We start from the raw sequence: 24,167 nt of genomic DNA on the forward strand, positions 1-24,167 counted from the left end.
AATGTTTTGGTTTTATATTCTAATTAAAATTATCATATTAAAAAGAGAGGGTTAAAGATTTAGAAACTTGAGAGTACTCTATGAGTGCTCATATTTTTAAGTAAATCTCTGCCCGCCTCTATAACCAACACGCTATTCTTTTGTACTGTTTTTCCAATCACTCACATGCCGTACTGTTCAGAAATGCTAAATTTTTGATGGTTTCGTGCTGTCGCATGCCGATCTAAGATATTTTGGTCATAAAACTGTGTTATCTCAGCTTAAGCCTTTGACTTTTAGGTTCTATTTTAATTTGACCACATAATTTGTACAGATTATTCAGCAGTTTCAATAATATATTGAACAGTACACGGTAATTTTCATCTCAAAATTTATGATGACTTGGATAGTTTTTCGATTGATTTATATTTTAATTTACCTTAGTAATAAAAAGAGTTTTGTGTGACACAGTTAAAAATATAAATCTCAGAGTATAACTATGAAGCTTAAAGAATTAGCAGGTTGTGAGGAATGCGATACTGTCTATCGTAGAACCCCACTTGCTTATGGAAAAAGAGCTTATTGCTTATGCTGCGGTGCTGAACTCTATCGGCACACCAAACCTTTTTCGACACTGTTGGCTTTAATCTTAAAGGCATTAATTGTATTTATTATTGCCAATAGCTTTCCTATTGTAAAAATTGAATTGCAGGGCAACATCTCTGAAACTACCTTACTGGGTGCGGTCTGGGTAATGTTTCATTATGATCGGGCTTTTGTTGGCATTCTTATTTTAATCACCACTTTTATTGTGCCACTTTCCTATCTGTTATTACTCTCCTATGTGTTGGGCACAGTAAGCGTATTGAAGAAAAGACCCACATTTTTAGTATTTGCCTTACGTACACTTTATTTTATGAGAGTGTGGGGAATGGTTGAGGTCTTCTTAATCGGAATCTTGGTCACGCTTGTGAAGTTAATAGGAATGGTGTTGGTGATTCCCGAAATTGCGTTATGGGCATTTGCGATCTTGAGTGTATTGTTGGTCTATATTACTTCCATAAAGGTGAGTGATATATGGAACGAAATTGATAGGTCACTGCCATGAAAACGATAAAAAATGTGACCCAAACACAAAGCTTGCAGCAAGGATCAATGCTTAAGCAATACCCAAGAGCCAAAGATCTCTCATTAATTGTGTGTCATTGCTGTGGCGTCGTAAATTCTGCTCAAAATGGAAAAAAACGACGAGATAAAAGCTATCAAGTTTTACGTTGTATTCGTTGTAATAGCGTGCTGCATTCACGTAAACCAGCGAGTTTGAATCGAACTTTTGCTTTAGTGGTGGCTGCGACTATTCTCTATATTCCAGCCAATGTGCTTCCAATGACGGTGACTGACTCACTGTTGGGTAGCCAGCAAGATACCATCATGAGTGGGGTCATTTACTTTTGGCAAAGTGGAGACTATCTGGTTTCAGTGGTCATTTTCATGGCCAGTATTTTTATTCCCATGTTGAAGCTACTAATTTTGTATTTTTTATTGGTGGCGGTATATCTTCAACAATCGTCAGCTTGGAAGTTTTTACCTGAGCAATGCGTTAAATTATATCGAGTTGTCGAGTTTATTGGACGTTGGTCAATGATTGACGTATTTGTGGTGGCACTCTTAACAGCACTCATTCAGATCCAATCGCTTGCTACCATTTTAGCAGGGCCGGGTTCGATCGCTTTTGGTGCGGTTGTGGTGTTAACCATGTTTGCATCGTTAAGTTTTGACCCACGACTTATTTGGGATAACTTCTACGCATCTCAAAATACAAATAAGCCTTCTTCTTTTGCCTCAAACAAAAACAAGATTATTCAGGCAGAACACCCGCCGTTGAATAATGATTCCATTAATCCCAGTCAATAAAAGAACAATGAGTATGTCTGAAAATGAAATAACCCCTGGTAACTCAGATCGTCGTGATCCGGATGTTGAACTGGATAGCATGAATGATTTGCCAGAACCCCAAGAAAAGAAAAGTCGGTGGAAGCCTCTTTTAATTTGGCTCATTCCATTGATTGCTCTTTTAATTGCGCTTTCATTAGCGATAAAAGCGCTCTTGTCTCACGGCCCGACCATTGACGTATCTTTTAGGACGGCTGAGGGATTGGTCGCAGGTAAAACAACGGTCCGTTATAAACAGGTGGATATTGGCGTAGTACGCCAGATTGATCTTTCAGAGGACCGTTCACATGTGATTGCCAGAATCGATTTGCGTAAAGATGCCAGTAACTTTGCCGCAAAAGATTCACGGTTTTGGGTTGTGCGACCACGGATTGGGACGAGTGGGGTTTCAGGAATAGATACATTATTGTCAGGTTCATATATTGAAGTGGATGGTGGCAAGTCGGAAGAGAAAAAGCTTGAATTTACTGGCTTAGAAATACCGCCAGTGATTACTTCCGATGTGCCGGGCAAAGAATTTTTCTTAAATGCAGATGATTTGGGGTCTTTAGATGTCGGTTCCCCAATTTATTATCGTCGAATTAATGTGGGGCAAATTACAGCCTATAAGTTATCTGATGATGGTAAAACTGTAGAGCTGCAAACTTTTATCCGTGCACCGTATGACAAGTTTGTCACCACCGATGCACGTTTTTGGCAGGCGAGTGGTATTGATGTGAGCCTGAATGCTTCAGGATTTAGTTTAGATACTCAGTCGCTGGCAAGTATTGTCGCGGGCGGTATTGCTTTTGGAATCCCTGAAAGTTCGCGTGCTACCACAGCGGCAAATCATAGTCGCTTTAATCTGTGGGATTCGAAAACTGAGGCATTAAAAGAACCGGATGGGCAACCTCGTGGTGTGATCATGTACTTTGATCATTCATTACGTGGACTGTCTGTTGGCGCACCAATTGATTTCATGGGCATTGAAATTGGTAATGTTAAATCGATTAATGCAGAGTTTTATAACAACTATAAGCAGATTCGTATGCGTGTTGAGGCGGTCATCTATCCGTCACGCGTTGAGAATGGACAGGCACTCAATCCAAACAGCAATATTTTCAAAGATTTTGTTGAACATGGATGGCGTGCTCAAATGAGAACAGGCAACCTTCTCACGGGCCAAAACTATATTGCCCTAGATAAGTTCCCTAAAGCTAAGCCAGCCACATTACAAATTTTGAGTGATGACCGTGTGGTGGTTCCAACTACACCAACCGAACTGAGTGGCTTACAAGCACAAGTTTCTCAGATTGCTGACAAGTTAACCAAATTCCCGTTAGTTGAGATTGGGCAAGATGTACGTAAAACGCTCAACAATATGAACACAGCCATTGAGTCTACCGACAAACTGGTTAAACAGTTAGATGGAAAAGTTGCACCTGGTTTACAAGCAACCTTAGACGATGTTCGTAAAACTGTAAGATCGTCAGAGTCTATTTTGTCGAGTGATGCGCCGTTACAACAAGACGTACGTAAAGCATTACAGCAAATGACACGTGCAGCAGCTTCATTACAGTTAATGGCAGACTATATTGAACAACATCCTGAATCAATTATTCGTGGTAAAACACCAGAGACCGATGATGAAAAATAAAAACACTCTATCTTTTCAGCATCCTAAAGCAGCCAAATGGCTGCTTGGGAGTGGCCTGCTTTTAACGGCAGTTACCATGACGGCATGTTCGAGTTCACCAACGCCAAACTATTATACGATGTCCCCTAAAATTACTGCGGCTACAAAATCAACTGTGCAGGTGATTGAGGTATTACCCGTAGGGATTCCAGACCGATTGGACCGTGCGCCTTTGGTACTTCAAGACAGTAGTGGTAAGTCTACGGTGTTAAACAATGAACGCTGGACATCAACCATGGGGACGCAATTACGCGATACCTTGTCGGCGGGTTTACAGCAAAAATTAGGGGCAATTGACAGTTATAGCAGTGGGCTAGCTGGAAACAATCAGCCTTTATATCGAGTTTCTACAGACTTTTCTCATTTTGATATTGTAGATAAAAGCTATATTAATATTGCGGTGTCTTGGGTAGTGAAGCGTCAAATACCGCCCACTCAATTAGAGTCAAATAATGCAAAAGTCATCACGAATGCAGGATCTCAGCTCAATTGTCGAATTGCTTTTAAGCAGCCGATTGATCAGAAAGCTAAAAAGATGGAAGGTATTGTGAATGCTTCAAGTGAAGCGATGACTCAAATCATTAATACGGTTTCTTCTTCAATTGTGGCGCTAGATTCAAACAAAAAATCGGTTATTAGCAATGGAGTTTGTTCGTAAAACGCATCGTTTTTAACCAACCCCTTTATTTGTGCACAACAGATAAAGGGGTTTTTTATTTTAGTTGCCTCGATAGGTTGAATAACCGTAAGGGCTAAGTAGTAACGGAATGTGGTAGTGGTTTACGCTTCCATCAACTTTAAAAATTACAGGAACCTCGGCAAAAAAAGTTTGTTGTTTGTTCTTTTTAAACCAGTCTTCTGTTTTAAAAGTAACTTTATAAATACCTTGCTCTAGTTTTTTATTTTCTGGATAGAGCGCAGTAATACGACCATTTGAATCGGTCACTTGCTGGTTGAGCTTAACCCATTGGTTATTGGTGTTTTTCTCTAAAACGACTTCAACCTGAGAAGAGGGTAAACCCGTTTCTAGATTTAACACGTGCACACTTAGTGGATTAGTTTGTGCAAATGTAGCGGCAGCAATAAATAACGAAGATAAAGCAATAAATGATTTAGTCATGGTGAACTCCTTATGAATGAAAAACGGTTTCAATGGCTTTGCTTGCGCATTGATTGTCATTTTGTGCACCGCCAGCACCTGCAACCCCAATGGCTCCGATCACTTGGTTCTCAAAACGAACTGGTACGCCACCGCCTAACAAAAGTAAATTTGTTACCGTGGTTAAATTTTTTGCATCGGGGTTCTGGTTACTGTTTTGGCTTAAAACTAAGGTCGATGTTTTGGTAGATAACGCGGTATAGGCTTTTTTCTCTGCAGCCATTAAATTATGCGGACCCACCAGCTCATGCCGTTCGGCAGTTAATGGATTACCGCCGCGATCTACAACAACAACCGCAATATTTTGATTTAATTTTTTGCATGCCTCTTTCGCACTGTCGGCTAACAGGTGGGCAGTTTTGAGATCTAACGAATAAACTTGATTCAAAGCAGGGGGCTGTGCAAAAGTACTATTACCAAATAGCACGGCTGCTAACATCAGCCAGTTCAATTTTTTCATAATGATTGCCTCTATGTCGCTTTGAAAATCTTAAACAAATTGCTTAATTTCAAGCATGACAATCACATTACAAAGTTGTCATCTTTCAAATGAGTCTCTACAAAATGCGTATCCTTATTATTGAAGATGAGATCAAGATCGCCACTTATTTGGTCAAAGGATTAAAAGAGTCTGGATATCAAGCGGAGTGTGTTCACTTAGGGTTGCAAGGTTTGGAAATGCTAAAGAGAGATCAATATGACTTACTTATTCTTGACGTCATGTTGCCGGACATAGACGGCTGGAGCGTATTACAAGTACTACGCCAGTTTTCAAAAATTCCGGTGATTTTTTTAACGGCAAAAGATCAGGTCGTAGATAGAGTGAAAGGGTTAGAGTTGGGTGCAGATGATTACTTGGCTAAACCTTTTTCCTATATTGAACTGTTGGCACGTATTAAAAGTCTATTAAGACGACAGCAATATCTGCAAGAAAATGAGCTATCTATTAGTGATTTAAAGATGGATGTGGTCAGTCATAAAGTATGGCGTAGTGGCAACTTAATTGAGCTGAGCAAAACCGAATTTAATTTGTTGCGCTATCTATTGCTCAACAAAGAGCAAATTGTGACACGCAGACAAATTGGTTCAGAGGTTTGGAATATTAACTTTGATACCGATACCAACTTTATTGACGTTGCGGTACGCCGTTTACGAAGCAAAATTGATGAAGGATATGAATTAAAACTCATTCATACCATACGTGGCTTGGGCTATAAAATTTCGGTTAGCTTATGAACTTTAAATTTCTACGTTCTCTTGAAGTCCGTATTACATTACTGGTCACGCTTTGTTCTGCCTTAATTTTATGTTCAGTCGGCTTTATAACCTATTTAGGCATTAATCAAATTTTATTGAAGCAGCAAGATAAAGCTTTAGCAGACAGAATTAATCGTTTGGAAATTTTGCTGCAAGATAGCGAAAATGTAGAGCAAATTATTGCGCGTCCTAAGCTGTATCAAAACATGCTTGGCAATCAAGACAACTTATTTCTGCTTATTCATAAAGACAAAACTTTAATTAATATCAATCCGCTTCACATTCAACTACCTGAACTTGCACAGCGCGACAGTCTTCAGTTTCAAGATTTAGCCAACAACTCATATCCAACACGAATTGCATGGAAAACCATAAAAATTAATGACGAGCCTTATCTACTCATTGCAGGTAAACAGTGGTCGGAACGCATCAATATTCTTTTACCTTTTCAAGAAAGTCTCTTGATGTATGTGGTCGGGGGCGTGCTTGCAATCTTTGTGCTTTGTATTTTAGCTTGTCATCTTGGTTTAAGATCGCTACAACAGCTTCGCAAACAAACTCATTCTATTAATGCAAATCAGCTACAGAACCGATTAAACCTCCCAAATTCACCTTTAGAAGTTGATCTGCTTTCCAAAGATATAAACCACATGCTTGAGCGTATTGAAAAGGGCTATACCCAGCTCAACCGTTTTTCTGAAGATATCGCACATGAGTTCCGCACACCTTTAAATAATCTGATTGGGCAAACCGAGATTGCTTTAACTGGCGAACGTTCGGTTGAGCAATATGAAGATTTGCTAGTTTCTCATTTAGACGACTACCACAGATTAAAACGCATGATTGATAGCATGCTTTTCTTGGCAAGAGCCGATCAGAAAATGGTGCTTGTAAACAAACAAGAAATAAACCTTCAAGATGTTATAGATGGGCTATGCCAGATTTTTGAATATCAGGCCGAGGAACAAGACTGTCATTTTAGTTTTAACTTAGAAGCTAAAACGTTATTTGCAGATCCTGAGCTTTTTCAAAGAGCCGTTCATAACCTTGTTTTAAATGCGTTGGTTCACGGTGGTAAGAAGCGAACTATTTATATCGCAACAAAACATAAGATGATTGAACATAGGCAATGGGTGAGTCTGACTGTGGTAACGGGAGGTGTTTCAATTGCAGATCATCAACTTGAGCATCTTTTTGAAAGATTCTACCAATGTCACTCAAGTCGAAGTGATCAGAATCAAACAGGTGGATTAGGCTTATCGATTGTTGCTTCAATTATGGATCTGCATCATGGCCGCTATAAGGCTTGTAACACGGTCGAGGGTGTGTGCTTTGAGCTTGATTTTCCAGTTGCAGATGCTGCAAAGAAATACAATTAAACCCTTATTAATGTTGCTTAATTTTTAAAATTCACACTTTGTTCACAGCCCTCTGACGTATGTTTAAGCACATCAAATAAACAGAAGAGGGCGATCATGAAATTATTATTTAAGTCACTGGTCATGAGCAGCAGCCTTGCAGCGGTCAGTTTAATGCTTCCTTTGAGCACCTTTGCCGACACCAATACTAAACCCGTCGCTGTTGATTCTATCGATATTAATAAATACGCAGGTAAGTGGTATGAAATTGCGCATTTACCTATGTTTTTTCAGCGTAATTGTGTAGCCAATACAACTGCAAACTATTCTATTAACGCGGACAAAACCGTTGGTGTTTTAAATAGCTGTACGGCTAAAAAAGGCGAAATGATCTCATCTGAAGGAGTTGCTTATCCGCAAAATGAAGGCAACAGTAAATTGAAGGTAAGCTTTTTACCTTCTGGCCTTAGATGGATTCCTTTTACAAAAGGCGATTACTGGGTTTTAAGAGTTGACCCAAATTATCAGGTTGCTTTAGTCGGTGGCCCAAGCCATAAATATTTATGGATTCTTTCTCGTAGTCCTCAACTTGATGAGGCGACATATCAGTCTTATCTGCAAACCGCAAAAAGCTATGGCTACGACGTTTCCAAACTCGTTAAGACAACACAGTCTAAATAGTGAAATGCTGGTTGCATAGTTGTTTATATTTATCTCGTAATTGAGTGAACTTCACATAAAATTCATTGCGCATTTTCTAAATTAGAACCAAAAGAAATGCTTTAGATCAGGAAGAATCAATGTCTAAATTTTTTCTGCGCTGGATCGATAGCTGGTCAGATTCAGAAAATGCGCAAGTGGGTGCTTCTAGCGAATATGTCATTGAAAAGAACATTCAATGGTTAAGAATTATTCCTTTTATTTTATTACATATCGCTTGTTTAGCAGCGTTTTGGGTGGGCGTATCTTGGTTCGCGGTTGTTTTCATGCTGGGTTTTTATTTTCTTCGCATGTTTGCAATTACTGCTTTTTTTCACCGCTATCTTTCGCATAAAACTTTTCAGACATCACGTATTGTTCAATTCATTTTTGTACTGATCGGAACCATGAGTGCGCAGCGCGGACCTTTATGGTGGGCAGCCCATCACCGTTATCACCATCACTTTACCGACACCGATCAGGACCCGCATTCAGCAAAAGCAGGCTTTTGGTATTCGCATGTAGGCTGGTTTTTAAATGAGCAAAATTTTGCTACTCGAAAAAAAGTCATTAAAGACTGGTTGAAATATCCAGAGCTGATTTGGCTAGACCGATTTAGTTTGCCTATTGTGATTTTGACGGCCTTAGCAATTTATGGTTTAGGTTCGTGGCTTGCACAACATTTCCCTGAGTTGGGTACCAATGGCTTACAACTTTTAGTGTGGGGATTTGTGATTTCCACTGTTCTATTAACACATGCAACCTTGTGTATTAATTCACTCGCTCATCGTTATGGCTCACGTGAGTTTAATACCCCAGATGATAGCCGTAATAATTTTCTACTTTCTTTAATTACCTTGGGTGAAGGATGGCACAACAACCATCACTTTTACGCAGGCAGTGTGCGGCAAGGTTTTTATTGGTGGCAGATTGATATCACCTTTTATGTGCTCAAACTGATGTCTTTATTGGGTTTGGTGTGGGGACTAAAGCCAGTACCAGACAAGGTTTATCAATATAAAAAGATTAAAAATTTATCGATAGAGAAAATTGAAAATGGTGAAGTGTTATGAAAATTGCCATTATTGGTTCGGGTATATCTGGACTTTACGCGGCTTGGAGATTGTCAGAACAACACGAGGTCACTGTGTATGAAAAAAATAACTATTTTGGCGGTCATACTGACACTCACGAGCTAGAGATAGAAGGCACTAAAGTCGCGGTAGATAGTGGTTTTATTGTGTTTAATGACTACAACTATCCGTTATTTACCGACATGCTTAAAAAATTAGGCGTAGAAACTCAATGCAGCGATATGAGTTTCTCGGTGAATAATCTGGTCAGTAGACTTCAATATAATCCTTCAAAAAAATGGTCGCTCTTTGCCCGTCCGCAGAACTTTTTAAACCGAAAATTTCTGCAAATGCTCTCAGATTTGCTGCGTTTTTATGATGATAATAAAGATATAGATGTGGTGGATATTGATCCTAATTTATCGATTGAAGAGTATTTGGACCTTCACAAATATAGTCATGAGTTTCGTTATGAACATCTTTACCCGATGTGCGGTGCCTTATGGTCGGCACCCGTTGAGCAGGTAGGCCAAATTCCATATCGATTTGTGGTGAGCTTTTTTCAGCATCACCGCATGTTGCAGTTAAAAGACCGCCCGCAATGGCAAACTGTTAAACATGGTTCGGCAAGCTATATTCGTGCTATTCAAAAGAATTGCCCATCCATTGAGTGGAAATTTGCAGAAGTAAAAGCTGTGAGCCGTTCACCAGAAACAGTTTTGATCGAAACCGTTGAAGGGCAAGCGCAATATGACTGGGTGATTTTTGCGAGCCATGCTGACGATAGCCTAAGTTTAATTAAAGATGCGTCGGAGCTTGAACAAGAAATATTAAGCCAATTTGGTTATCAAGATAATCGAATGGTCGTCCATCGTGATCTTTCAATTATGCCTAAAAGCCGTTTGCAGTGGGCAAGCTGGCATGTACATGTAACACCAAAATCTCAAGTTCAAAACGATGAGTCCGACATACATTATGGTTTTACCTACTGGATGAACAATTTGCAGAATTTATCCTGCGCTACTCAAATTTTTTCTACTTTAAATCCGAATATGAAAATCAAAGCCGAAGACATTTTGGTTGAGCGGCAATACCGACATCCCGTATTTGATGCAAAAGCGATTCAAGCTCAATCTCGTTGGCACAAAATTAATGGGCAAAATCGGACTTCGTTTTGTGGAGCATATTGGGGCTGGGGCTTTCATGAAGATGGTGCCCGTAGTGCAGCACGTGTTGTTGAGCAACTCTTAGTGTTATAAGAATAAGTAAGGAGCTTTCAAATGTTATTAAATAAACTTGCTATCGCTCCTGCACTTATTCGTCATCGGCGTTATAGCCCTAAACCACATGAGTTTAGATCGACCTTAAATTATTTATGGTTCGATCCAGATCAATTAGTTGATATTACAAAAGATTGTTCACTCTGGTCGACGGATCATTGGAATGTATTAAAGCTATCTAAAAATGATTTTTTAAACATGTATCACGGTTCTATAAGAGACAGAGTAGAGAAAGCGATACTGCAAAATAACAACTCACATCTCCGGCCAGACTGGCAAATTCGAGTCTTGGCTTTGCCTCGTTGTTTGGGCTTTCGGTTTAATTCGGTCGTATTTTATTTTGTTTTAAATAAAGCCGGAAAACCGTTATTTATTCTTAGTGAAATTACCAACACTCCGTGGAATGAACGAAAAGTCTATACACACGACTGTATAAAACAACAAGGTCAGGTAGGTGACTATCAAAGTTTCGATTTTAACTTTGAAAAATCATTTCATGTTTCGCCGTTCATGCCCATGCAGTTGACTTACCGTTGGCGATTTAGTTTTTCAGATCAGCAGAATGTCATTCACATGCAGCTTTTTGAAGAGCAGAAACAAGTCTTTGATGCCACTATGCGTTTTGAGCTTGTGCCCATCACATTTCCTTCACAGCAATATCGATATGCTCTTATAAACAGCCTAGCGCCTTTTAAAATGTTGTTTTCAATATATTTAGAGGCATTTAAGTTATGGCGAAAAAAAGTTCCATTTTATCGTCATCCTAAAAAGATCAAGGTAGATAAGACATGATAAAAACATTTCTTTATGGTGAAGATGACTCACTACCGTTACTGCTCAAGAGTCTTCTCAAACTACGTCATGGACAGATCACTTTTCAGGGCGCGTGGAATGGGACGGTCGGTGAAGTTTCAGACTTACATGCTGTGATTGAAGTTCACAATCCTTTATTGATGGATCTTATTTTAAAAAATGGTGTTTTGGGAGCAGCAGAAGGCTACATTCGTGGTGACTGGAGCAGCGAGCACCTTGTCGAGTTGATTCAGATCTTGGCACGTAACCGAGCTGTATTGGACCAAATCAACCAGAATGTTATTGCTCAAGCGAGCCAGTTTTTTCTTAAAGCTTGGTATCAAAATCGAAAGAATTCTATAAGTGGTAGCCGTAAAAATATTGCCGAGCACTACGACTTAAGCAACGACTTTTTTAAATTATTTTTAGATCCGTCTTTAATGTATTCGAGCGCCGTTTTTGAAAATGAAAGCATGACCCTCGAAGAAGCATCTGATTTAAAAAAAGAGATCATTTGTAAAAAGTTAGATTTAAAACCGCTAGATCATTTGGTTGAAATTGGAAGTGGGTGGGGGGGTTTTGCCATTTATGCAGCTCAACATTATGGCTGTAGAGTAACCACCATTACCATTTCACAAGCTCAATATGATGAAGCCGTTACTCGTGTAAATGAAGCTGGCTTGGCACATCGAATTGATGTGCAACTTAAAGACTACCGTTTGCTCGAAGGTAAGTTCGATAAGCTGGTTTCAATTGAAATGGTTGAGGCAGTTGGTGCGCAATATTTATCGACATACTTTGATCAATGTAAAGCACTATTAAAACCGAAAGGTTTGGCATTTATTCAAGCCATTACTATTGAAGATTTCCGATATAAAAAAGCATTAAATACAGTTGATTATATTAAGCGCTATATTTTCCCCGGTAGCTTCATTCCTAGTGTAAGTGTATTGACACAAACTGCTTCTGAAAGTGGTTTAAGGTTAAAACATTTAAATGATATTGGTTTAAGTTATGCACAAACACTTCATCACTGGCGAGCGCGTTTTTTAGCAGCGCGGGAACAAGTATTGGCTCTAGGTTTCGATGAAAACTTTATTCGCATGTGGGATTTCTATTTATGTTATTGCGAAGGTGGTTTTAAAGAAGGCGTGATAAGCAATGTTCACTTGTTGTTTGAAAGTACCAGTTACTAGCTCAAACACCTCAAGTAAGGAGACTGCTCATGTTTTGGAATTTACTGATTCTAGATTTAATGATCATGTTGCTGAGTTGGCTACTTGCCACTCTAAATGGCCGAGCTGGAATTGTAGATGCTGCATGGAGTTTCTGTCTGGCAGTAAACATTATCGTGTCTTCTTTACTCATTTCAGTTGCCCCAGTTGAAGTGCGCCTTTTTATTGGTATTTTTAGCGGCTTATGGTTTTTAAGATTATTTTGGCACCTGTTAAGACGTTATCAATCTGAACAAAAAGAAGATGGCCGTTACGCGAGCATGCGTAAAGCGATGGGTAAGTTTCAGCATATTGGCTTTTTATTCTTTTTTATCTTTCAAACACTTTTAGTGCTTTTGTTCTTTTTGCCGATGTGGATGCTCCTCAATGTAGAGGCAACTGAATGGAGTAGTGGATATAAAGTCGCTTTAGTAATTGCAGCTGTCATCATAGCAATTGCTTTCATTGGAGAGCAGCTCGCTGATCAGCAGTTATACCGATTTAAATTAAATCCAGATCATCATGGCAAAACGATGGATCAGGGTTTATGGCGTTATTCACGTCACCCCAATTATTTTTTTGAATGGTTACACTGGTTTGCCTATCCAATTATTGGTTTAGCGGCAGGCCAATATTTATTGTGGATTTATCCGTTACTGATGTGGCTATTTTTATATTACGTCACGGGTATTCCATTTAGTGAAAAACAAGCAATTAAAAGTCGCGGTCAAAATTATCTTGATTATCAACAAAAAACATCAATGTTTATTCCGCGAAAACCAAAAAAATAGGTGCGCATATGGATTTTATTGTTCATCAGTCTTTGAAAATTGTTGAAAGTGGTGTGATTCCAGATCATGCAATTCGAGCTGCAATTCGTGCTTTAAGTAAAAAGCGCTTAATCCAAGAAGGCCGTTATGACCCTGAACAAGGGGCGCAGCGCTACATGGATGTGCTTAATATGCTGAAGAAGAGCGAAATCGCCGTTGAAACGGATAAGGCAAACGAGCAGCACTATGAATTGCCGACCGAGTTTTTTCAGGCGGTGCTTGGAAAAAGACTCAAATATAGTGCGTGTTATTTCCCGACTAAAACCACAACTTTAGATCAGGCAGAAGAGCTCGCACTTCAGCTTTATTGTGAAAGAGCACAACTTAAAAACGGTCAACACATTTTAGAGTTAGGCTGTGGTTGGGGTTCTTTAACTTTGTGGATGGCAGAAAACTATCCGCGCTCACAGATTACGGCTGTTTCAAATTCTGCAACGCAGAAAAAGCATATTCTTCGGCAAGCAGAGTTGAGAGGTTTAACCAATGTTGAAGTGCTTACCTGTGATGTGAATGTACTCGACTTAGACCAAGAAAAGTTTGATCGTGTTGTATCGGTCGAAATGTTTGAACACGTCCGTAATTACCAACGTCTTTTTGAAAAAATTCAGGGTTGGTTAAAAGCAGACGGCTTACTTTGGTGTCATATTTTTTGCCATCGCTTTTTACATTATCCTTTTGAAGTGAAATCGGATTATGATTGGATGTCCAAGTATTTCTTTACTGGCGGTTTAATGCCTTCGACTTCGACTTTTTTGCATTTTCAAGAGCATTTAGAGTTGGCCCAACAGTGGCAGTGGTCGGGTGAGCATTATATGAGAACGGCAAATGCTTGGCTTGATAACATGGATAATCAAGAAGTCGAACTAAAGCCACTGTTTAAAAAAATCTATGGAAAAGATGCCAATATTTGGTGGCAACGCTGGCGTATTTTCTTCATGGCTTGTGCTGAGTTATTTGGTTTTGAGCAAGGTCAAGAATGGGTCATTGGTCACTTTTTATTTAAAAAGCGATCATAGTAATTTCTATAGCCTATCCCGGCGATAAAGATATGATAAAAAATCGACATGATGGCAAAGCGAGTCATCCATTAGCCCAAATGTTCAATCGATATTACTGGTTGCAGATTGGTCTGATTGCATTATCGATCGTGGTCGGGTTGGCTTGTAGTGCTTGGGTGATTAAGGGCTCTTTACTTAAAACCGCTTTAGAACAGGAAATGGAGCATTACTGGTTACGCATAGAACGTAATCCAAATGCTGATTTACCAGATACTAAAAATTTATATGGATATCGGTGGAATACACAAGTCGCGCCTCAACCTTTTCGGGGCATGCATTTAGAGAGTGGCGTGCACCGAGTATTCGTTGATGGTAAAGAACGAATGACCGTCTATGGTGAGCGTAATGGTCAGCATGTTCTGTTGGTATTTGGCGAAAGCAATGTTAATAAGCTGATCTGGTTATTTGGTCTTGCTCCCCTCATGTTCAGCTTATCTGTTTTATATAGCTTTTTATGGTGGTCAAACCGAAGAGCACGACGCTATTTTTCCCCAATTACGCGCTTAGCGAACGCTTTAGAAAATATTGATTGGGCACATCAAGATACTCAGGCATCTCCTTTTAGAGATATTAATACCAATGGCAACATGGAAGCCGAATATCTCAAACAAGCTTTAGAAAAATATCATCAAGTTTTAAGTGATTTTATTCGACGTGAAAGAGAATTTACTGGAGATGTGAGCCATGAGTTACGCACTCCACTCACTATTTTGAAAGGTAATGTACAACTGTGTCAGGCGAAATACGGAGACGATAAATCTTTAGTTCGTCTTCATAACACAATTGAAGATATGCAGTTGCTCGTCGATACCTTACTGGCGATTGCCCGGAATACGGTAAAAAGCTTGCCGTCTGAGAAAAATTTATTATCCAAAACGGTAAAAGATCTTGTTGAAAGTTTAGAAGCGGTGAGTGTAGCTAAAGGGATACAGATTAATATTCAACCTGACGTTTCTGAGCAGCCACGTTGGTTATATCCTTCGATGACTCAAATGGTTTTAGGTAATATTTTACGTAATGCGCTGAACTATTCTCAAGGCTCACAAATCGATATCATTCAACAAAAAAACAGCCTGATTATTGCTGATAATGGAATTGGAATTTCTTTACCCAACGATGTGAAAGTGCAAGAGCTCAGCGATTCACAACTTTCCTTAAAGGCTAAAGGTCATGGCATTGGTTTGCAATTGGTACAAAAGCTTTGCAAGCAATTAGGATGGAGAGTGGAGCTGTTTGATCGACAATATTATTTAACCACTCATCCTGAACTCGATTTGGAGCCAACCACAGGCTTAATTGTTGTGGTCTATTTAAGTTAAGTCGCGGAATCTTCCAAAGCAATTTTTAAACCGACACCTGCCACTGTATGTAATAGCTTTGGGTCAAAAGGTTTATCAACCATTTTTCTTAAGTTATAAATATGACTGCGTAACGCATCACTTTCAGGCTCTTCATCACCCCATAATTCCATCATCAGTTCTTGCTTGGTTACCACTTTTGGAGAATGGCGCATCAAAATTTTTAATAGTTTAAATTGAATAGGGGGTAACTCGATATTATTTCCGGCACGAACCACGGTTTGAGTTGCGCTATCAAGAATTAAGTCGTGGATTTGAATTTTATGGTGAGTAACTTCGCCAGCTGCTCTTTTTATTAATGCACGAATCCGCATTACTAGTTCATTAAAATCAAAAGGTTTTACCAAATAATCATCTGTTCCAGCAGTAAAACCTTTAAGTTTGTCATCTAAAGTATCTCTTGCTGTGAGCATAAGAACGGGAATATCAACGCCTTGTTCGGTACGTAGCCAGTTACATAGGTCATAACCCGAGCCATCGGGTAAATTTATATCAAGCAGCAAAAGATGATAATGCTGAGATTTGAGAAAAGTGCGTGCAGCATCTAAATTACGTGCATGATCGACAACATAACCATGCACTTCAAGAAATTCGCAGACCGTTGCTGCAAGTTCAAAATGGTCCTCAACCATGAGGATAAAGTGATTACCCATGAGATTTTATTAAGCCATTAATTTAATAGTTGTTGTTTTAATTTAGCATTAAACGGTTCGCTACCAAACCAGATTTTAAAATATTGATTTGCATTCGGATTGTTTAGAGAGCCGAGTAGCTTCTGGTTTAATTTCAGTTCTAGTTTTTGATTTTCATGTTGATAGTAGAGACTATAAAGATCTCCACTCTTAATTGGCCTATATAGTTCATTAATATGATTAAGCGGAGATTTAGCATCAAAGCCGCTAACATTTTTCTTCAAAAAGTGGGTGGCTGCGCGTTTAAATGCCCACTCGGGAATATCGCGGTTATAGCTAAAGTCCATTTTGATGCTTTGGCTTTGCCAATTTTTTTGGCAATCTTCAGCAAAGTAACTGACATTTCCCACCTTCTTGCTCGTCACCATTAAAGGTGCTGAACTGCATTTTTTTAGTTCAGCCGCATTCGCTTGAGATACGATTAAAATTCCTAGAAATATCAAGATTCGACTTTTTTGAACGGCAATATCCATTTATATACTCCTCCAAATATTGGTAAAGAACGGTAGAGGCCATTCGCTGGATCCCAATAATCTTGCTGGAAAATAATTTTTTGTTGTTCATTAATCTTAATCTGACTAATTCCATAAGAAGCCATGGTTTTTGAACGACCTAGCATTTTAAAGTCATAGGACATGTACCAATGGATGTAAGCTGTATCTTGGTGATGAGTTGCACTAATGAGTTTTACAGTGACATTACTCACTCGGGCATTCATGCCTTCAAAATGCTTAATGAGATCTTTCTTTTGAGAGAACTGTGAGAGTGTATCGTTGATATAGAGCTGATCAGCGTAAAGATTACTGGCATTATTTACAAAAGAAGGGGTGCCGAGTGTATTAAATGCAGCGACAAAACGATTGCCGATATCTAACGCCTGTTGATCATCTAATTCTATACCAGTAATTTTTTGTTCAGCTTTGCCATAGTCACCTGAGTAACTAGGCACACTTTTACACGCCGTTAAACCTACCAAAGTAACCAACCCTAGGGCTATAGTTATAATTTTCATGTCGATATCCAAGCCAACTTTATAAGATCAAATTAAAGAGCTGGTCGTGAATTTTGCGTGAATTCTTATGTTTTATGATTTGGGATTTAATGCTGGTTTCTTTGAGGCAAATAGATCTTCACTAACTTAAAGTTTTTTATAGTAATGCTTTACTTTTTATCAAAGAAATTACAGATCTTTTTTGAAAAAGATAACATCCATATTCATGTAACTAGATGAATTTGTTTTTTCAAAACCAAGTTTATTTAATAGGTTGTGGGCAGGTAAATTATCTTTTTCTGAAAAAGCGATCACATGCTTAAATTTTCGACTTTGCATGTCTTCTAGTAACTTAAGTGAAGCTTCAACAATATAACCTTTATTTCGCTCAGTTTTAATAAGTCTAAAACCTAGTTCAGCTTCTGTCTTGCTATCAACCTCACAAGTTTCAAAACCACAATAACCAATAATTTTATGGGTATCTTTTAAAACGATAGCCATCTTGCCAAAATTATGATTTTTATAGTGCTCCAAAATTTCTAAAAAACGATCAGTTGCTGCCTCAGTTGATAAGGCACCATGAGGTGAAAAAGCCATAAAATCTTTGTCTTGAAACATCTCCAACATAATAGGTAAGTTTTCTTCAAGGAATGGCCGTAAAATTAAACGTTCTGTTTCTAACATAGAGTTCTTATTAAATAGTTTAAAAAATTATAGCTTATAAGATGAATAATAATTCAATAAAGAAAGCAATTTTATTCTAGCTGCGCTTTACCCATAAGAGATATAGATAAATTTTACATAAATAGAAGGATTCAATAATGAAAACAATCGGCTTATTAGGTGGAATGAGTTGGGAATCGACAGCGCTTTATTATCAGAAAATTAATAAAATGGTTCATCATAAATTAGGAAAATTGCACTCAGCTAAGGTCATTATTAATAGTGTTGATTTTGAAGAAATAGCAGCCTTGCAAGCGAAGGGTTTATGGCAAGAAGCTGGCACATATTTAGCTGAGCAAGCACAAAATTTAGAAAAAGCAGGGGCAGATTGTATTTTGGTGTGTACTAACACCATGCATAAAATTGCTGCACAGATTGAAGATTCAATTACGGTTCCTTTCTTACACATTGCTGATGCAACTGCAAAAGAAATTTTGAGTCAAAACATTGGTAAAGTTGCATTGTTAGGGACTGCTTTTACAATGGCGCAAGATTTTTATAAAGCTCGATTACAAGATCATGGAATTGATGTTGTTATTCCAAATGAAGAAGATCGAAAGACAGTCCATCGCATTATTTATGAAGAACTTTGTTTAGGTGTGATTAACCCCGATTCTCAGCAAAAGTATATTGCTATTGTAGAGAGGCTTATAGCTGAAGGTGCCCAAGGAATTATCTTAGGTTGTACCGAAATTTGTATGTTAATTGGTGAGCTTAAATTCTCGGTTCCTTTATTTGATACGACCACCATTCATGCAAAAGAGGCGGTGAGTTTTAGCTTGAATGAAAATAAGAATTTTCATAGCACCAATTTAAATATATCTGCTGCAATTTCTGGGAATACTGTTTAGCAATATTTGGAATATCCTTTGTCATTAAACGTTAAGCTTGTGTCGTCAAATGTAAAGTGGCCCATATCCTAACTGTTGTAATTTTGGTTATTGCTTTTATAGGCACTCAATAAAAAACCAAAATATGGAATAGGACATGACGTTGACGAAAGCTATACGTTTCTATGGAACAGGAACGCCAGAAGTATTGCGCTATGAAGATGTAGAAGTAGGAGATCCAAAAGCAGGGGAAGTACGCCTACGTCATGTGGCAGTCGGCCTAAATTATGCCGATACATATTTTCGTAATGGAACCTATCAAATTCCAATGCCTAATGGCATGGGCGTCGAAGCTTCAGGTGTTATCGAAGCTTTAGGTGAAGGAGTAACTCAGCTTAAAGTAGGTGATCGAGTTACTTATACAGGTTTTTTAAATACGTTAGGTGCATATAGCACCCACCGTTTAATTCCAGCAAATGCTTTAATTAAATTACCCGAAGAAATTTCTTGTGAAACAGCGGCAGCCATGACCATGCGAGGGCTGACCGCTGCTTATCTAATGCGCCGCATTTATGACTTTAAAGCTGGCGATTCAATTTTATTACATGCAGCCGCAGGCGGTGTTGGGCTGATCGTTTCTCAATGGGCTAAATTACTTGGCTTGACTGTTATCGGGACCACATCTTCAGAAGAAAAAGCTGCTGTAGCACGAGCTCATGGTTGTGATCATGTTATTAACTACAGTCATGAAAATGTTGCGGAGCGTGTACGTGAGTTAACAGGCGGCGTGGGTGTAAATGTCGTTTTCGATAGTGTCGGTCAAGCTACTTTTATGAGTTCATTAGACTCTCTCAAACGCCGTGGTTTGTTGGTCTGCGTAGGAACAGCATCTGGTCCAATTCCTGCTTTTGACCCAGTATTACTTGCCGTAAAAGGATCATTGTTTGTCACACGTCCAGCTTTGGCAGATTACATTGCAGATCCTGCCGAGAAGAAAGAATTGGCAAATGAATTATTTGATCATGTTCGACATGGACGAATCAAAATTGAAATTAATCAGCGCTATGAGCTAAAGGATGCTGTGCAAGCTCATCATGATTTGGAAGCACGTAAAACAATAGGTTCATCAATCTTTGTAATTTGAAGGGATTTCTTATGCAAATTGAACAGTTAACTTGCAATATTGGTGCAGAGCTCAGTGGTATCAAACTTGCTGATGCGATTTATGATGATGGATTATTTGCTGAAATTCGCACACAACTACTTAAACACCGTGTGTTGTTCTTGCGAGATCAGCACTTAACCCGTCAGGATCATGTGGCATTTGCAGAAAAATTTGGACAGTTAGAAGATCATCCTGCGGTAGGCAGCCACCCTGATCATCCGGGTTTGGTGCAGATCTATAAACATCCTGAAAGTCCTGTCGATCGTTATGAAAATGCTTGGCACAGCGATGCAAGCTGGCGCAAAGTTCCACCGATGGGATGTGTGCTGCACTGTGTCGAATGCCCACCTGTAGGTGGTGACACCATGTGGACCAATATGGTCATGGCCTATGCGTCTTTACCCGACGATATTAAGGCTAAGATTGCAGACTTACGTGCTTATCACAGCATAGAAGCGAGTTTTGGCGCGGCTATGCCACTTGAAAAACGCTTGGACTTAAAAGCAAAATTTCCTGATGCTGAGCATCCAGTGGTACGTACTCATCCTGAAACGGGCGAGAAAATTTTATACGTCAACGCGTTCACAACCCACTTCAGTAACTATCACACCAAAGAGCGCGTCAGATTTGGACAAGATGCCAATCCAGGCGCAGCTGAACTACTGCGTTACTTAATTTCTCAAGCGTATATTCCTGAGTTTCAAGTGCGTTGGCGCTGGAAGCCTAACAGCATTGCCATTTGGGATAACCGCAGCACACAACATTACGCAGTCATGGATTACCCACCTTGCCACCGAAAAATGGAGCGGGCGGGCATTATTGGTGACGCAACCTATTAAGTCTATAGGTTAAAAATTTTATCTAATTGAAAATTCTAAAAAATATATGAGGAGATGCACATGCAATTCTTTGATGACTCATTGCACCCAGAAAATATGGAAAAAGTGGTAATCACGGTTGCGCCGTATGGACCCGAATGGATGCCGGAAGACTTTCCTGAAGATATTCCAGTGACCATGGATGAGCAAATACAAAAAGCGGTTGAGTGCTATGAAGCGGGCGCGACGGTGCTGCATTTACATGTACGTGAGCTTGATGGGAAAGGCTCTAAACGCTTGTCAAAATTTAACGAGCTTATTGCAGGGGTTCGTGAAGCTGTGCCTGACATGATTATTCAGGTGGGTGGCTCGATCTCATTTGCACCAGAGAGTGAAGGTGAGGCTGCATTATGGCTAAGTGATGACACCCGACATATGTTGGCTGAACTTACACCAAAGCCCGATCAGGTTACGGTGGCAATTAACACTACACAAATGAATATTATGGAATTGCTCTATACTGAATATTTAGAAGGGACTTCATTGGCACATCCAGCGACTCAGGCAGCATATGCAGAGATGACCGTGCCAGCAGGGCCAGCATGGGTTACCGAACATATTAAGCGCTTATGTAAAAACAATATTCAACCGCACTTTCAGTTAACGGGTATGCATGGACTTGAAACCCTAGAACGTATGGTGCGTAAAGGATTGTACATGGGGCCTTTAAACTTAACTTGGATTGGAATCGGTGGCGGTTTCGATGGTCCAAACCCATTTAATTTCTTTAATTTTATTCATCGCGTACCCGATGGATGTACTTTGACATCTGAGTCTCTACTCAAAAATGTATTGCCTTTTAATACGATGTCGATGGCAATGGGTTTACATGCCCGTGTGGGTAACGAAGACACGATCATTGATCATCACGGACGCCGTTTTTCATCTGTAGAGCAAATTAAGCAAACCGTTCGGATTGCCCATGAATTAGGCCGTGAAATTGCCTCAGGAAAAGAAGCCCGTGAAATTTATCGTATTGGGGTGCAATACAACAGTATTGAAGAAACTCTAATCGCAAATGGTATGGCACCCAACCGTAAAGCAGGGCAAAAAGGCGTGCCGCAGCGTAACTAATGTGACAAGGTCTAACGGAATTTAGACCTCAAATGTAGTGCAGCTTATTCACTTTGTTTTTAAAAGTGCGCTGCTGCACTAGCTAAATAGAAATTATAAAAAATACAAGGAGGTCATATGAATGCACATCAGTATTCAGATCAGATGAGCGATGTTGATACGTCAATCAGTATACCTCGTCGTTATGCATGGCTTGTCTTTGCTTTGACATTTGGTTTGCTCATTTCAGATTACATGTCTCGACAAGTCTTAAACGCAGTCTTTCCTTTACTTAAAAATGAGTGGTTACTCAGCGATAGTCAGTTAGGTTTGCTCAGTGGCATTGTCGCGTTAATGGTGGGTTTATTGACTCTGCCGTTGTCATTAATGGCAGACCGTTTTGGACGAGTTAAAAGCTTGGCCATTATGGCGACGTTATGGAGTTTGGCGACTTTAGGATGTGCACTGGCTGAAAATTATGAGCAAATGTTTATTGCTCGTTTTATGGTTGGTGTGGGTGAGGCTGCTTATGGCAGCGTTGGAATAGCAGTGGTTGTGGCTGTTTTTCCACGAGAAATGCGTGCAACACTTGCCAGTGCTTTTATGGCGGGTGGCGTATTTGGCTCGTTTTTGGGTGTGGCTTTAGGTGGTGTACTCGCACAGCATTTCGGTTGGCGTTGGGCTTTTGGAGGCATTGCTTTATTTGGTCTCATTTTGGCCTTTCTTTATCCAATTTTAGTGAAAGAAAACAGAATAAACGCAACACCTCAAAATAAAATTCGTAGTAAAACCCAGCACATAAAAAGCCCTTTAAAAACTTTATATTCAAGTCGTTCAGTCATTGCCACTTACATTGGTAGTGGTCTGCAATTATTTGTTGGTGGCACAGTGATTGTCTGGATGCCGAGTTATCTCAATCGCTATTACGGCATGAGTACCGACAAAGCAGGCGTAATGGCAGCGATCATTTTGCTATGTAGTGCAGTAGGCACAATTCTATGCGGCATGTTGTGTGATTATTTGGGCCGTAATTGTCCAGATCGTAAGGTCAGTTTAGCGATTACATACTGCTTGCTCAGTTGTGTTCTTTTATTAATTGCTTTTGCTGCGCCTGCGGGACGTAATCAGTTACTTCTCATTTGTCTCGGAATGTTTATTGCTCTAGGAACCAATGGGCCATCTAGTGCCATGGTGGCCAATCTCACACATAACTCAGTTCATGGCTCTGCATTTGCAACACTCACCTTAGCTAACAATTTTCTTGGTTTAGCTCTTGGCCCTTTAGTGGTTGGCAAAGTATCTGATGTGATTGGTTTACACAGTGCATTTCAACTCATGCCATTGGTCAGTATTGCAGCTGCAGCCGTATTTTTTTATGCCAAACGCCATTATCACAAAGATATCTCACGCTTTGAGCAGCAAGGAATAACTGAGCTCAAAAATCATTCAGATAACCAAATTCAAAAATGCGGGATGAATAACAAATGATGATTCGGCAATTACATATTGATGTATTTTTTGACTTTATTTGTCCTTGGTGTTTAATCGGAAAACGTCAGCTACTGATCGCTATAAATAGATTTTATCAGCTTCACCCCGAAGTCAAAGTTGTTGTGCACTGGCGAGGTGTTCAGCTCATACCCGACTTGGCAATTGAAGGGGTACCTTTTCAAACGTTTTATTTGAAACGGTTAGGTAGCTTGACTGCAGTTCGTATGAGACAAGAACAGGTCAATAATGCTGCAAATAAAGTTGGGCTCAAGATCGATTTTGAGCAAATTAAACGCATGCCAAATACGGCCAAAGCTCATCGCTTATTTGATAAAGCTTTAAAGTTAGGAACTCCTGAGCAGTGCAATGCGTTGTTAGAACAACTCTTTGCTGCATATTTTTATGATGGGTTAGACATCGGAAATACCACCACTTTATACAAAATCGCCAAACGCTGTGGTTTCCCGCGTGAACTGATCAAAGATTTGCTTATTCAAGATCATCAAGATTTTATCTCTGCAAGTACAGGAGGTAATGGCGTGCCTTACTTTATTTTTGATCGGGCTTCTGCCTTGGTGGGCGCGCAATCAGCAGATGCACTTTATCAAGCGATGCAAGAGGCAATGCTGGCACAAGGAGAGTTGATATGACTAACCGAT

Annotated in this window: 26 protein-coding genes; 20 read left to right on the plus strand and 6 right to left on the minus strand. The window is 39.5% G+C overall.

Features of this window, described 5'->3' with window-relative positions; translation table 11 throughout:
• Positions 1-478 precede the first annotated feature (478 nt).
• Genes RMB06_RS09625 through RMB06_RS09640 form a run of 4 tightly spaced genes read left to right on the plus strand, consistent with a single transcriptional unit; the run spans position 479 to position 4,265 of the window.
• Complete coding sequence (locus RMB06_RS09625) at positions 479-1,087, plus strand: paraquat-inducible protein A (RefSeq protein WP_311079240.1); 609 nt, start codon at positions 479-481, stop codon at positions 1,085-1,087.
• Positions 1,084-1,893 carry a paraquat-inducible protein A gene (locus tag RMB06_RS09630; RefSeq protein WP_017398558.1) on the plus strand — a complete coding sequence of 270 codons (810 nt, stop codon included), beginning with the start codon at positions 1,084-1,086 and terminating at the stop codon, positions 1,891-1,893. The genes RMB06_RS09625 and RMB06_RS09630 overlap by 4 nt, the downstream gene beginning before the upstream one ends.
• A 7-nt stretch (positions 1,894-1,900) precedes the next feature.
• Positions 1,901-3,568: an MlaD family protein gene (locus RMB06_RS09635; protein ID WP_311079243.1), complete on the plus strand. Its 1,668-nt coding sequence runs from the start codon at positions 1,901-1,903 to the stop codon at positions 3,566-3,568.
• Positions 3,558-4,265, plus strand: coding sequence for a PqiC family protein (locus tag RMB06_RS09640; protein WP_311079245.1), 708 nt, complete (start codon positions 3,558-3,560; stop codon positions 4,263-4,265). Before RMB06_RS09635 ends, RMB06_RS09640 begins: the two co-directional genes overlap by 11 nt.
• A gap of 60 nt (positions 4,266-4,325) precedes the next feature.
• Here the strand turns inward: RMB06_RS09640 and uraH are convergent, their stop codons facing one another.
• The gene (uraH, locus tag RMB06_RS09645; RefSeq protein ID WP_075383637.1) at positions 4,326-4,727 is read right to left on the minus strand and encodes a hydroxyisourate hydrolase; all 402 of its coding nucleotides are present in this window, start codon (positions 4,725-4,727) and stop codon (positions 4,326-4,328) included.
• Between the two features lie 10 nt (positions 4,728-4,737).
• Positions 4,738-5,205: a heme-binding protein gene (locus RMB06_RS09650; RefSeq protein WP_075383676.1), complete on the minus strand. Its 468-nt coding sequence runs from the start codon at positions 5,203-5,205 to the stop codon at positions 4,738-4,740.
• A 125-nt stretch (positions 5,206-5,330) separates the two neighbouring features.
• Here RMB06_RS09650 and RMB06_RS09655 point away from each other — a divergent pair, with 125 nt between their 5' ends.
• The 10 genes from RMB06_RS09655 (at position 5,331) to RMB06_RS09700 (ending at position 15,646) form a co-directional block, all read left to right on the plus strand.
• A complete protein-coding gene (locus tag RMB06_RS09655) occupies positions 5,331-6,002 on the plus strand; it encodes a heavy metal response regulator transcription factor (RefSeq protein ID WP_044100947.1) in 672 nt (223 codons plus the stop codon).
• The gene (locus RMB06_RS09660) at positions 5,999-7,402 is read left to right on the plus strand and encodes a heavy metal sensor histidine kinase (RefSeq protein ID WP_311079248.1); all 1,404 of its coding nucleotides are present in this window, start codon (positions 5,999-6,001) and stop codon (positions 7,400-7,402) included. Before RMB06_RS09655 ends, RMB06_RS09660 begins: the two co-directional genes overlap by 4 nt.
• A 96-nt stretch (positions 7,403-7,498) precedes the next feature.
• Entirely contained in the window at positions 7,499-8,062 is a 564-nt protein-coding gene (locus tag RMB06_RS09665) for a lipocalin family protein (RefSeq protein WP_311079250.1), read from the plus strand.
• Between the two features lie 119 nt (positions 8,063-8,181).
• Positions 8,182-9,153 carry an acyl-CoA desaturase gene (locus tag RMB06_RS09670; RefSeq protein WP_033847546.1) on the plus strand — a complete coding sequence of 324 codons (972 nt, stop codon included), beginning with the start codon at positions 8,182-8,184 and terminating at the stop codon, positions 9,151-9,153.
• Entirely contained in the window at positions 9,150-10,412 is a 1,263-nt protein-coding gene (locus RMB06_RS09675; protein ID WP_311079253.1) for an FAD-dependent oxidoreductase, read from the plus strand. Before RMB06_RS09670 ends, RMB06_RS09675 begins: the two co-directional genes overlap by 4 nt.
• Before the next feature lie 21 nt (positions 10,413-10,433).
• Entirely contained in the window at positions 10,434-11,225 is a 792-nt protein-coding gene (locus RMB06_RS09680; RefSeq protein ID WP_206258195.1) for a DUF1365 domain-containing protein, read from the plus strand.
• Positions 11,222-12,421, plus strand: coding sequence for a cyclopropane-fatty-acyl-phospholipid synthase family protein (locus RMB06_RS09685; RefSeq protein WP_064193032.1), 1,200 nt, complete (start codon positions 11,222-11,224; stop codon positions 12,419-12,421). The genes RMB06_RS09680 and RMB06_RS09685 overlap by 4 nt, the downstream gene beginning before the upstream one ends.
• 29 nt (positions 12,422-12,450) lie before the next feature.
• Positions 12,451-13,230: a DUF1295 domain-containing protein gene (locus RMB06_RS09690; protein WP_262440303.1), complete on the plus strand. Its 780-nt coding sequence runs from the start codon at positions 12,451-12,453 to the stop codon at positions 13,228-13,230.
• Between the two features lie 8 nt (positions 13,231-13,238).
• Positions 13,239-14,285 carry a cyclopropane-fatty-acyl-phospholipid synthase family protein gene (locus tag RMB06_RS09695; protein ID WP_017398545.1) on the plus strand — a complete coding sequence of 349 codons (1,047 nt, stop codon included), beginning with the start codon at positions 13,239-13,241 and terminating at the stop codon, positions 14,283-14,285.
• A 32-nt stretch (positions 14,286-14,317) separates the two neighbouring features.
• Positions 14,318-15,646, plus strand: a complete 1,329-nt coding sequence (locus RMB06_RS09700; protein WP_208753321.1) for a HAMP domain-containing sensor histidine kinase — start codon at positions 14,318-14,320, stop codon at positions 15,644-15,646.
• On the opposite strand, the gene RMB06_RS09705 is transcribed toward RMB06_RS09700, so the two are convergent.
• The 4 genes from RMB06_RS09705 to RMB06_RS09720 all read right to left on the minus strand — a co-directional run bounded on the left by RMB06_RS09705 (position 15,643) and on the right by RMB06_RS09720 (position 18,052).
• Entirely contained in the window at positions 15,643-16,338 is a 696-nt protein-coding gene (locus RMB06_RS09705; RefSeq protein WP_086611365.1) for a response regulator transcription factor, read from the minus strand. The two genes, RMB06_RS09700 and RMB06_RS09705, sit on opposite strands and share 4 nt — an antisense overlap.
• 17 nt (positions 16,339-16,355) lie before the next feature.
• Complete coding sequence (locus tag RMB06_RS09710) at positions 16,356-16,850, minus strand: chalcone isomerase family protein (RefSeq protein WP_000350280.1); 495 nt, start codon at positions 16,848-16,850, stop codon at positions 16,356-16,358.
• Entirely contained in the window at positions 16,817-17,389 is a 573-nt protein-coding gene (locus RMB06_RS09715; protein ID WP_262440305.1) for a nuclear transport factor 2 family protein, read from the minus strand. The genes RMB06_RS09710 and RMB06_RS09715 overlap by 34 nt, the downstream gene beginning before the upstream one ends.
• Before the next feature lie 168 nt (positions 17,390-17,557).
• Positions 17,558-18,052 carry a GNAT family N-acetyltransferase gene (locus RMB06_RS09720; RefSeq protein WP_032055581.1) on the minus strand — a complete coding sequence of 165 codons (495 nt, stop codon included), beginning with the start codon at positions 18,050-18,052 and terminating at the stop codon, positions 17,558-17,560.
• A 137-nt stretch (positions 18,053-18,189) separates the two neighbouring features.
• Here RMB06_RS09720 and RMB06_RS09725 point away from each other — a divergent pair, with 137 nt between their 5' ends.
• The 6 genes from RMB06_RS09725 (at position 18,190) to RMB06_RS09750 (ending at position 24,158) form a co-directional block, all read left to right on the plus strand.
• Entirely contained in the window at positions 18,190-18,942 is a 753-nt protein-coding gene (locus RMB06_RS09725; protein WP_311079255.1) for an aspartate/glutamate racemase family protein, read from the plus strand.
• 136 nt (positions 18,943-19,078) lie between these two features.
• Positions 19,079-20,065: a quinone oxidoreductase gene (locus RMB06_RS09730; RefSeq protein ID WP_311079256.1), complete on the plus strand. Its 987-nt coding sequence runs from the start codon at positions 19,079-19,081 to the stop codon at positions 20,063-20,065.
• Positions 20,066-20,076: 11 nt separating this feature from the next.
• On the plus strand, positions 20,077-20,925 hold the full coding sequence (locus RMB06_RS09735; protein WP_262440308.1) for a TauD/TfdA family dioxygenase: 849 nt from the start codon (positions 20,077-20,079) through the stop codon (positions 20,923-20,925).
• 60 nt (positions 20,926-20,985) lie between these two features.
• On the plus strand, positions 20,986-22,038 hold the full coding sequence (locus RMB06_RS09740; protein WP_262440309.1) for a 3-keto-5-aminohexanoate cleavage protein: 1,053 nt from the start codon (positions 20,986-20,988) through the stop codon (positions 22,036-22,038).
• Between the two features lie 117 nt (positions 22,039-22,155).
• On the plus strand, positions 22,156-23,505 hold the full coding sequence (locus tag RMB06_RS09745) for an MFS transporter (protein WP_311079265.1): 1,350 nt from the start codon (positions 22,156-22,158) through the stop codon (positions 23,503-23,505).
• A complete protein-coding gene (locus RMB06_RS09750; protein ID WP_159137626.1) occupies positions 23,502-24,158 on the plus strand; it encodes a DsbA family oxidoreductase in 657 nt (218 codons plus the stop codon). The genes RMB06_RS09745 and RMB06_RS09750 overlap by 4 nt, the downstream gene beginning before the upstream one ends.
• Positions 24,159-24,167 lie beyond the last annotated feature (9 nt).

Source organism: Acinetobacter sp. V104_13, from assembly GCF_031798995.1.
GTDB lineage: Bacteria > Pseudomonadota > Gammaproteobacteria > Pseudomonadales > Moraxellaceae > Acinetobacter > Acinetobacter pittii.

Bases quoted from the DNA above. Each gene is read 5' to 3' on its own strand.
- RMB06_RS09665 (WP_311079250.1), top strand. From the start codon at position 7,499: ATGAAATTATTATTTAAGTCACTGGTCATGAGCAGCAGCCTTGCAGCG.
- RMB06_RS09725 (WP_311079255.1), top strand. From the start codon at position 18,190: ATGAAAACAATCGGCTTATTAGGTGGAATGAGTTGGGAATCGACAGCG.
- RMB06_RS09705 (WP_086611365.1), bottom strand. From the start codon at position 16,338: ATGGGTAATCACTTTATCCTCATGGTTGAGGACCATTTTGAACTTGCA.
- RMB06_RS09685 (WP_064193032.1), top strand. From the start codon at position 11,222: ATGATAAAAACATTTCTTTATGGTGAAGATGACTCACTACCGTTACTG.
- RMB06_RS09730 (WP_311079256.1), top strand. From the start codon at position 19,079: ATGACGTTGACGAAAGCTATACGTTTCTATGGAACAGGAACGCCAGAA.
- RMB06_RS09700 (WP_208753321.1), top strand. From the start codon at position 14,318: ATGATAAAAAATCGACATGATGGCAAAGCGAGTCATCCATTAGCCCAA.
- RMB06_RS09655 (WP_044100947.1), top strand. From the start codon at position 5,331: ATGCGTATCCTTATTATTGAAGATGAGATCAAGATCGCCACTTATTTG.
- RMB06_RS09735 (WP_262440308.1), top strand. From the start codon at position 20,077: ATGCAAATTGAACAGTTAACTTGCAATATTGGTGCAGAGCTCAGTGGT.
- RMB06_RS09670 (WP_033847546.1), top strand. From the start codon at position 8,182: ATGTCTAAATTTTTTCTGCGCTGGATCGATAGCTGGTCAGATTCAGAA.
- RMB06_RS09740 (WP_262440309.1), top strand. From the start codon at position 20,986: ATGCAATTCTTTGATGACTCATTGCACCCAGAAAATATGGAAAAAGTG.
- RMB06_RS09650 (WP_075383676.1), bottom strand. From the start codon at position 5,205: ATGTTAGCAGCCGTGCTATTTGGTAATAGTACTTTTGCACAGCCCCCT.
- RMB06_RS09750 (WP_159137626.1), top strand. From the start codon at position 23,502: ATGATGATTCGGCAATTACATATTGATGTATTTTTTGACTTTATTTGT.
- RMB06_RS09745 (WP_311079265.1), top strand. From the start codon at position 22,156: ATGAATGCACATCAGTATTCAGATCAGATGAGCGATGTTGATACGTCA.
- RMB06_RS09680 (WP_206258195.1), top strand. From the start codon at position 10,434: ATGTTATTAAATAAACTTGCTATCGCTCCTGCACTTATTCGTCATCGG.
- RMB06_RS09690 (WP_262440303.1), top strand. From the start codon at position 12,451: ATGTTTTGGAATTTACTGATTCTAGATTTAATGATCATGTTGCTGAGT.
- RMB06_RS09720 (WP_032055581.1), bottom strand. From the start codon at position 18,052: ATGTTAGAAACAGAACGTTTAATTTTACGGCCATTCCTTGAAGAAAAC.
- RMB06_RS09695 (WP_017398545.1), top strand. From the start codon at position 13,239: ATGGATTTTATTGTTCATCAGTCTTTGAAAATTGTTGAAAGTGGTGTG.
- RMB06_RS09640 (WP_311079245.1), top strand. From the start codon at position 3,558: ATGAAAAATAAAAACACTCTATCTTTTCAGCATCCTAAAGCAGCCAAA.
- RMB06_RS09710 (WP_000350280.1), bottom strand. From the start codon at position 16,850: ATGGATATTGCCGTTCAAAAAAGTCGAATCTTGATATTTCTAGGAATT.
- RMB06_RS09635 (WP_311079243.1), top strand. From the start codon at position 1,901: ATGAGTATGTCTGAAAATGAAATAACCCCTGGTAACTCAGATCGTCGT.
- RMB06_RS09660 (WP_311079248.1), top strand. From the start codon at position 5,999: ATGAACTTTAAATTTCTACGTTCTCTTGAAGTCCGTATTACATTACTG.
- RMB06_RS09625 (WP_311079240.1), top strand. From the start codon at position 479: ATGAAGCTTAAAGAATTAGCAGGTTGTGAGGAATGCGATACTGTCTAT.
- RMB06_RS09675 (WP_311079253.1), top strand. From the start codon at position 9,150: ATGAAAATTGCCATTATTGGTTCGGGTATATCTGGACTTTACGCGGCT.
- RMB06_RS09630 (WP_017398558.1), top strand. From the start codon at position 1,084: ATGAAAACGATAAAAAATGTGACCCAAACACAAAGCTTGCAGCAAGGA.
- RMB06_RS09715 (WP_262440305.1), bottom strand. From the start codon at position 17,389: ATGAAAATTATAACTATAGCCCTAGGGTTGGTTACTTTGGTAGGTTTA.
- uraH (WP_075383637.1), bottom strand. From the start codon at position 4,727: ATGACTAAATCATTTATTGCTTTATCTTCGTTATTTATTGCTGCCGCT.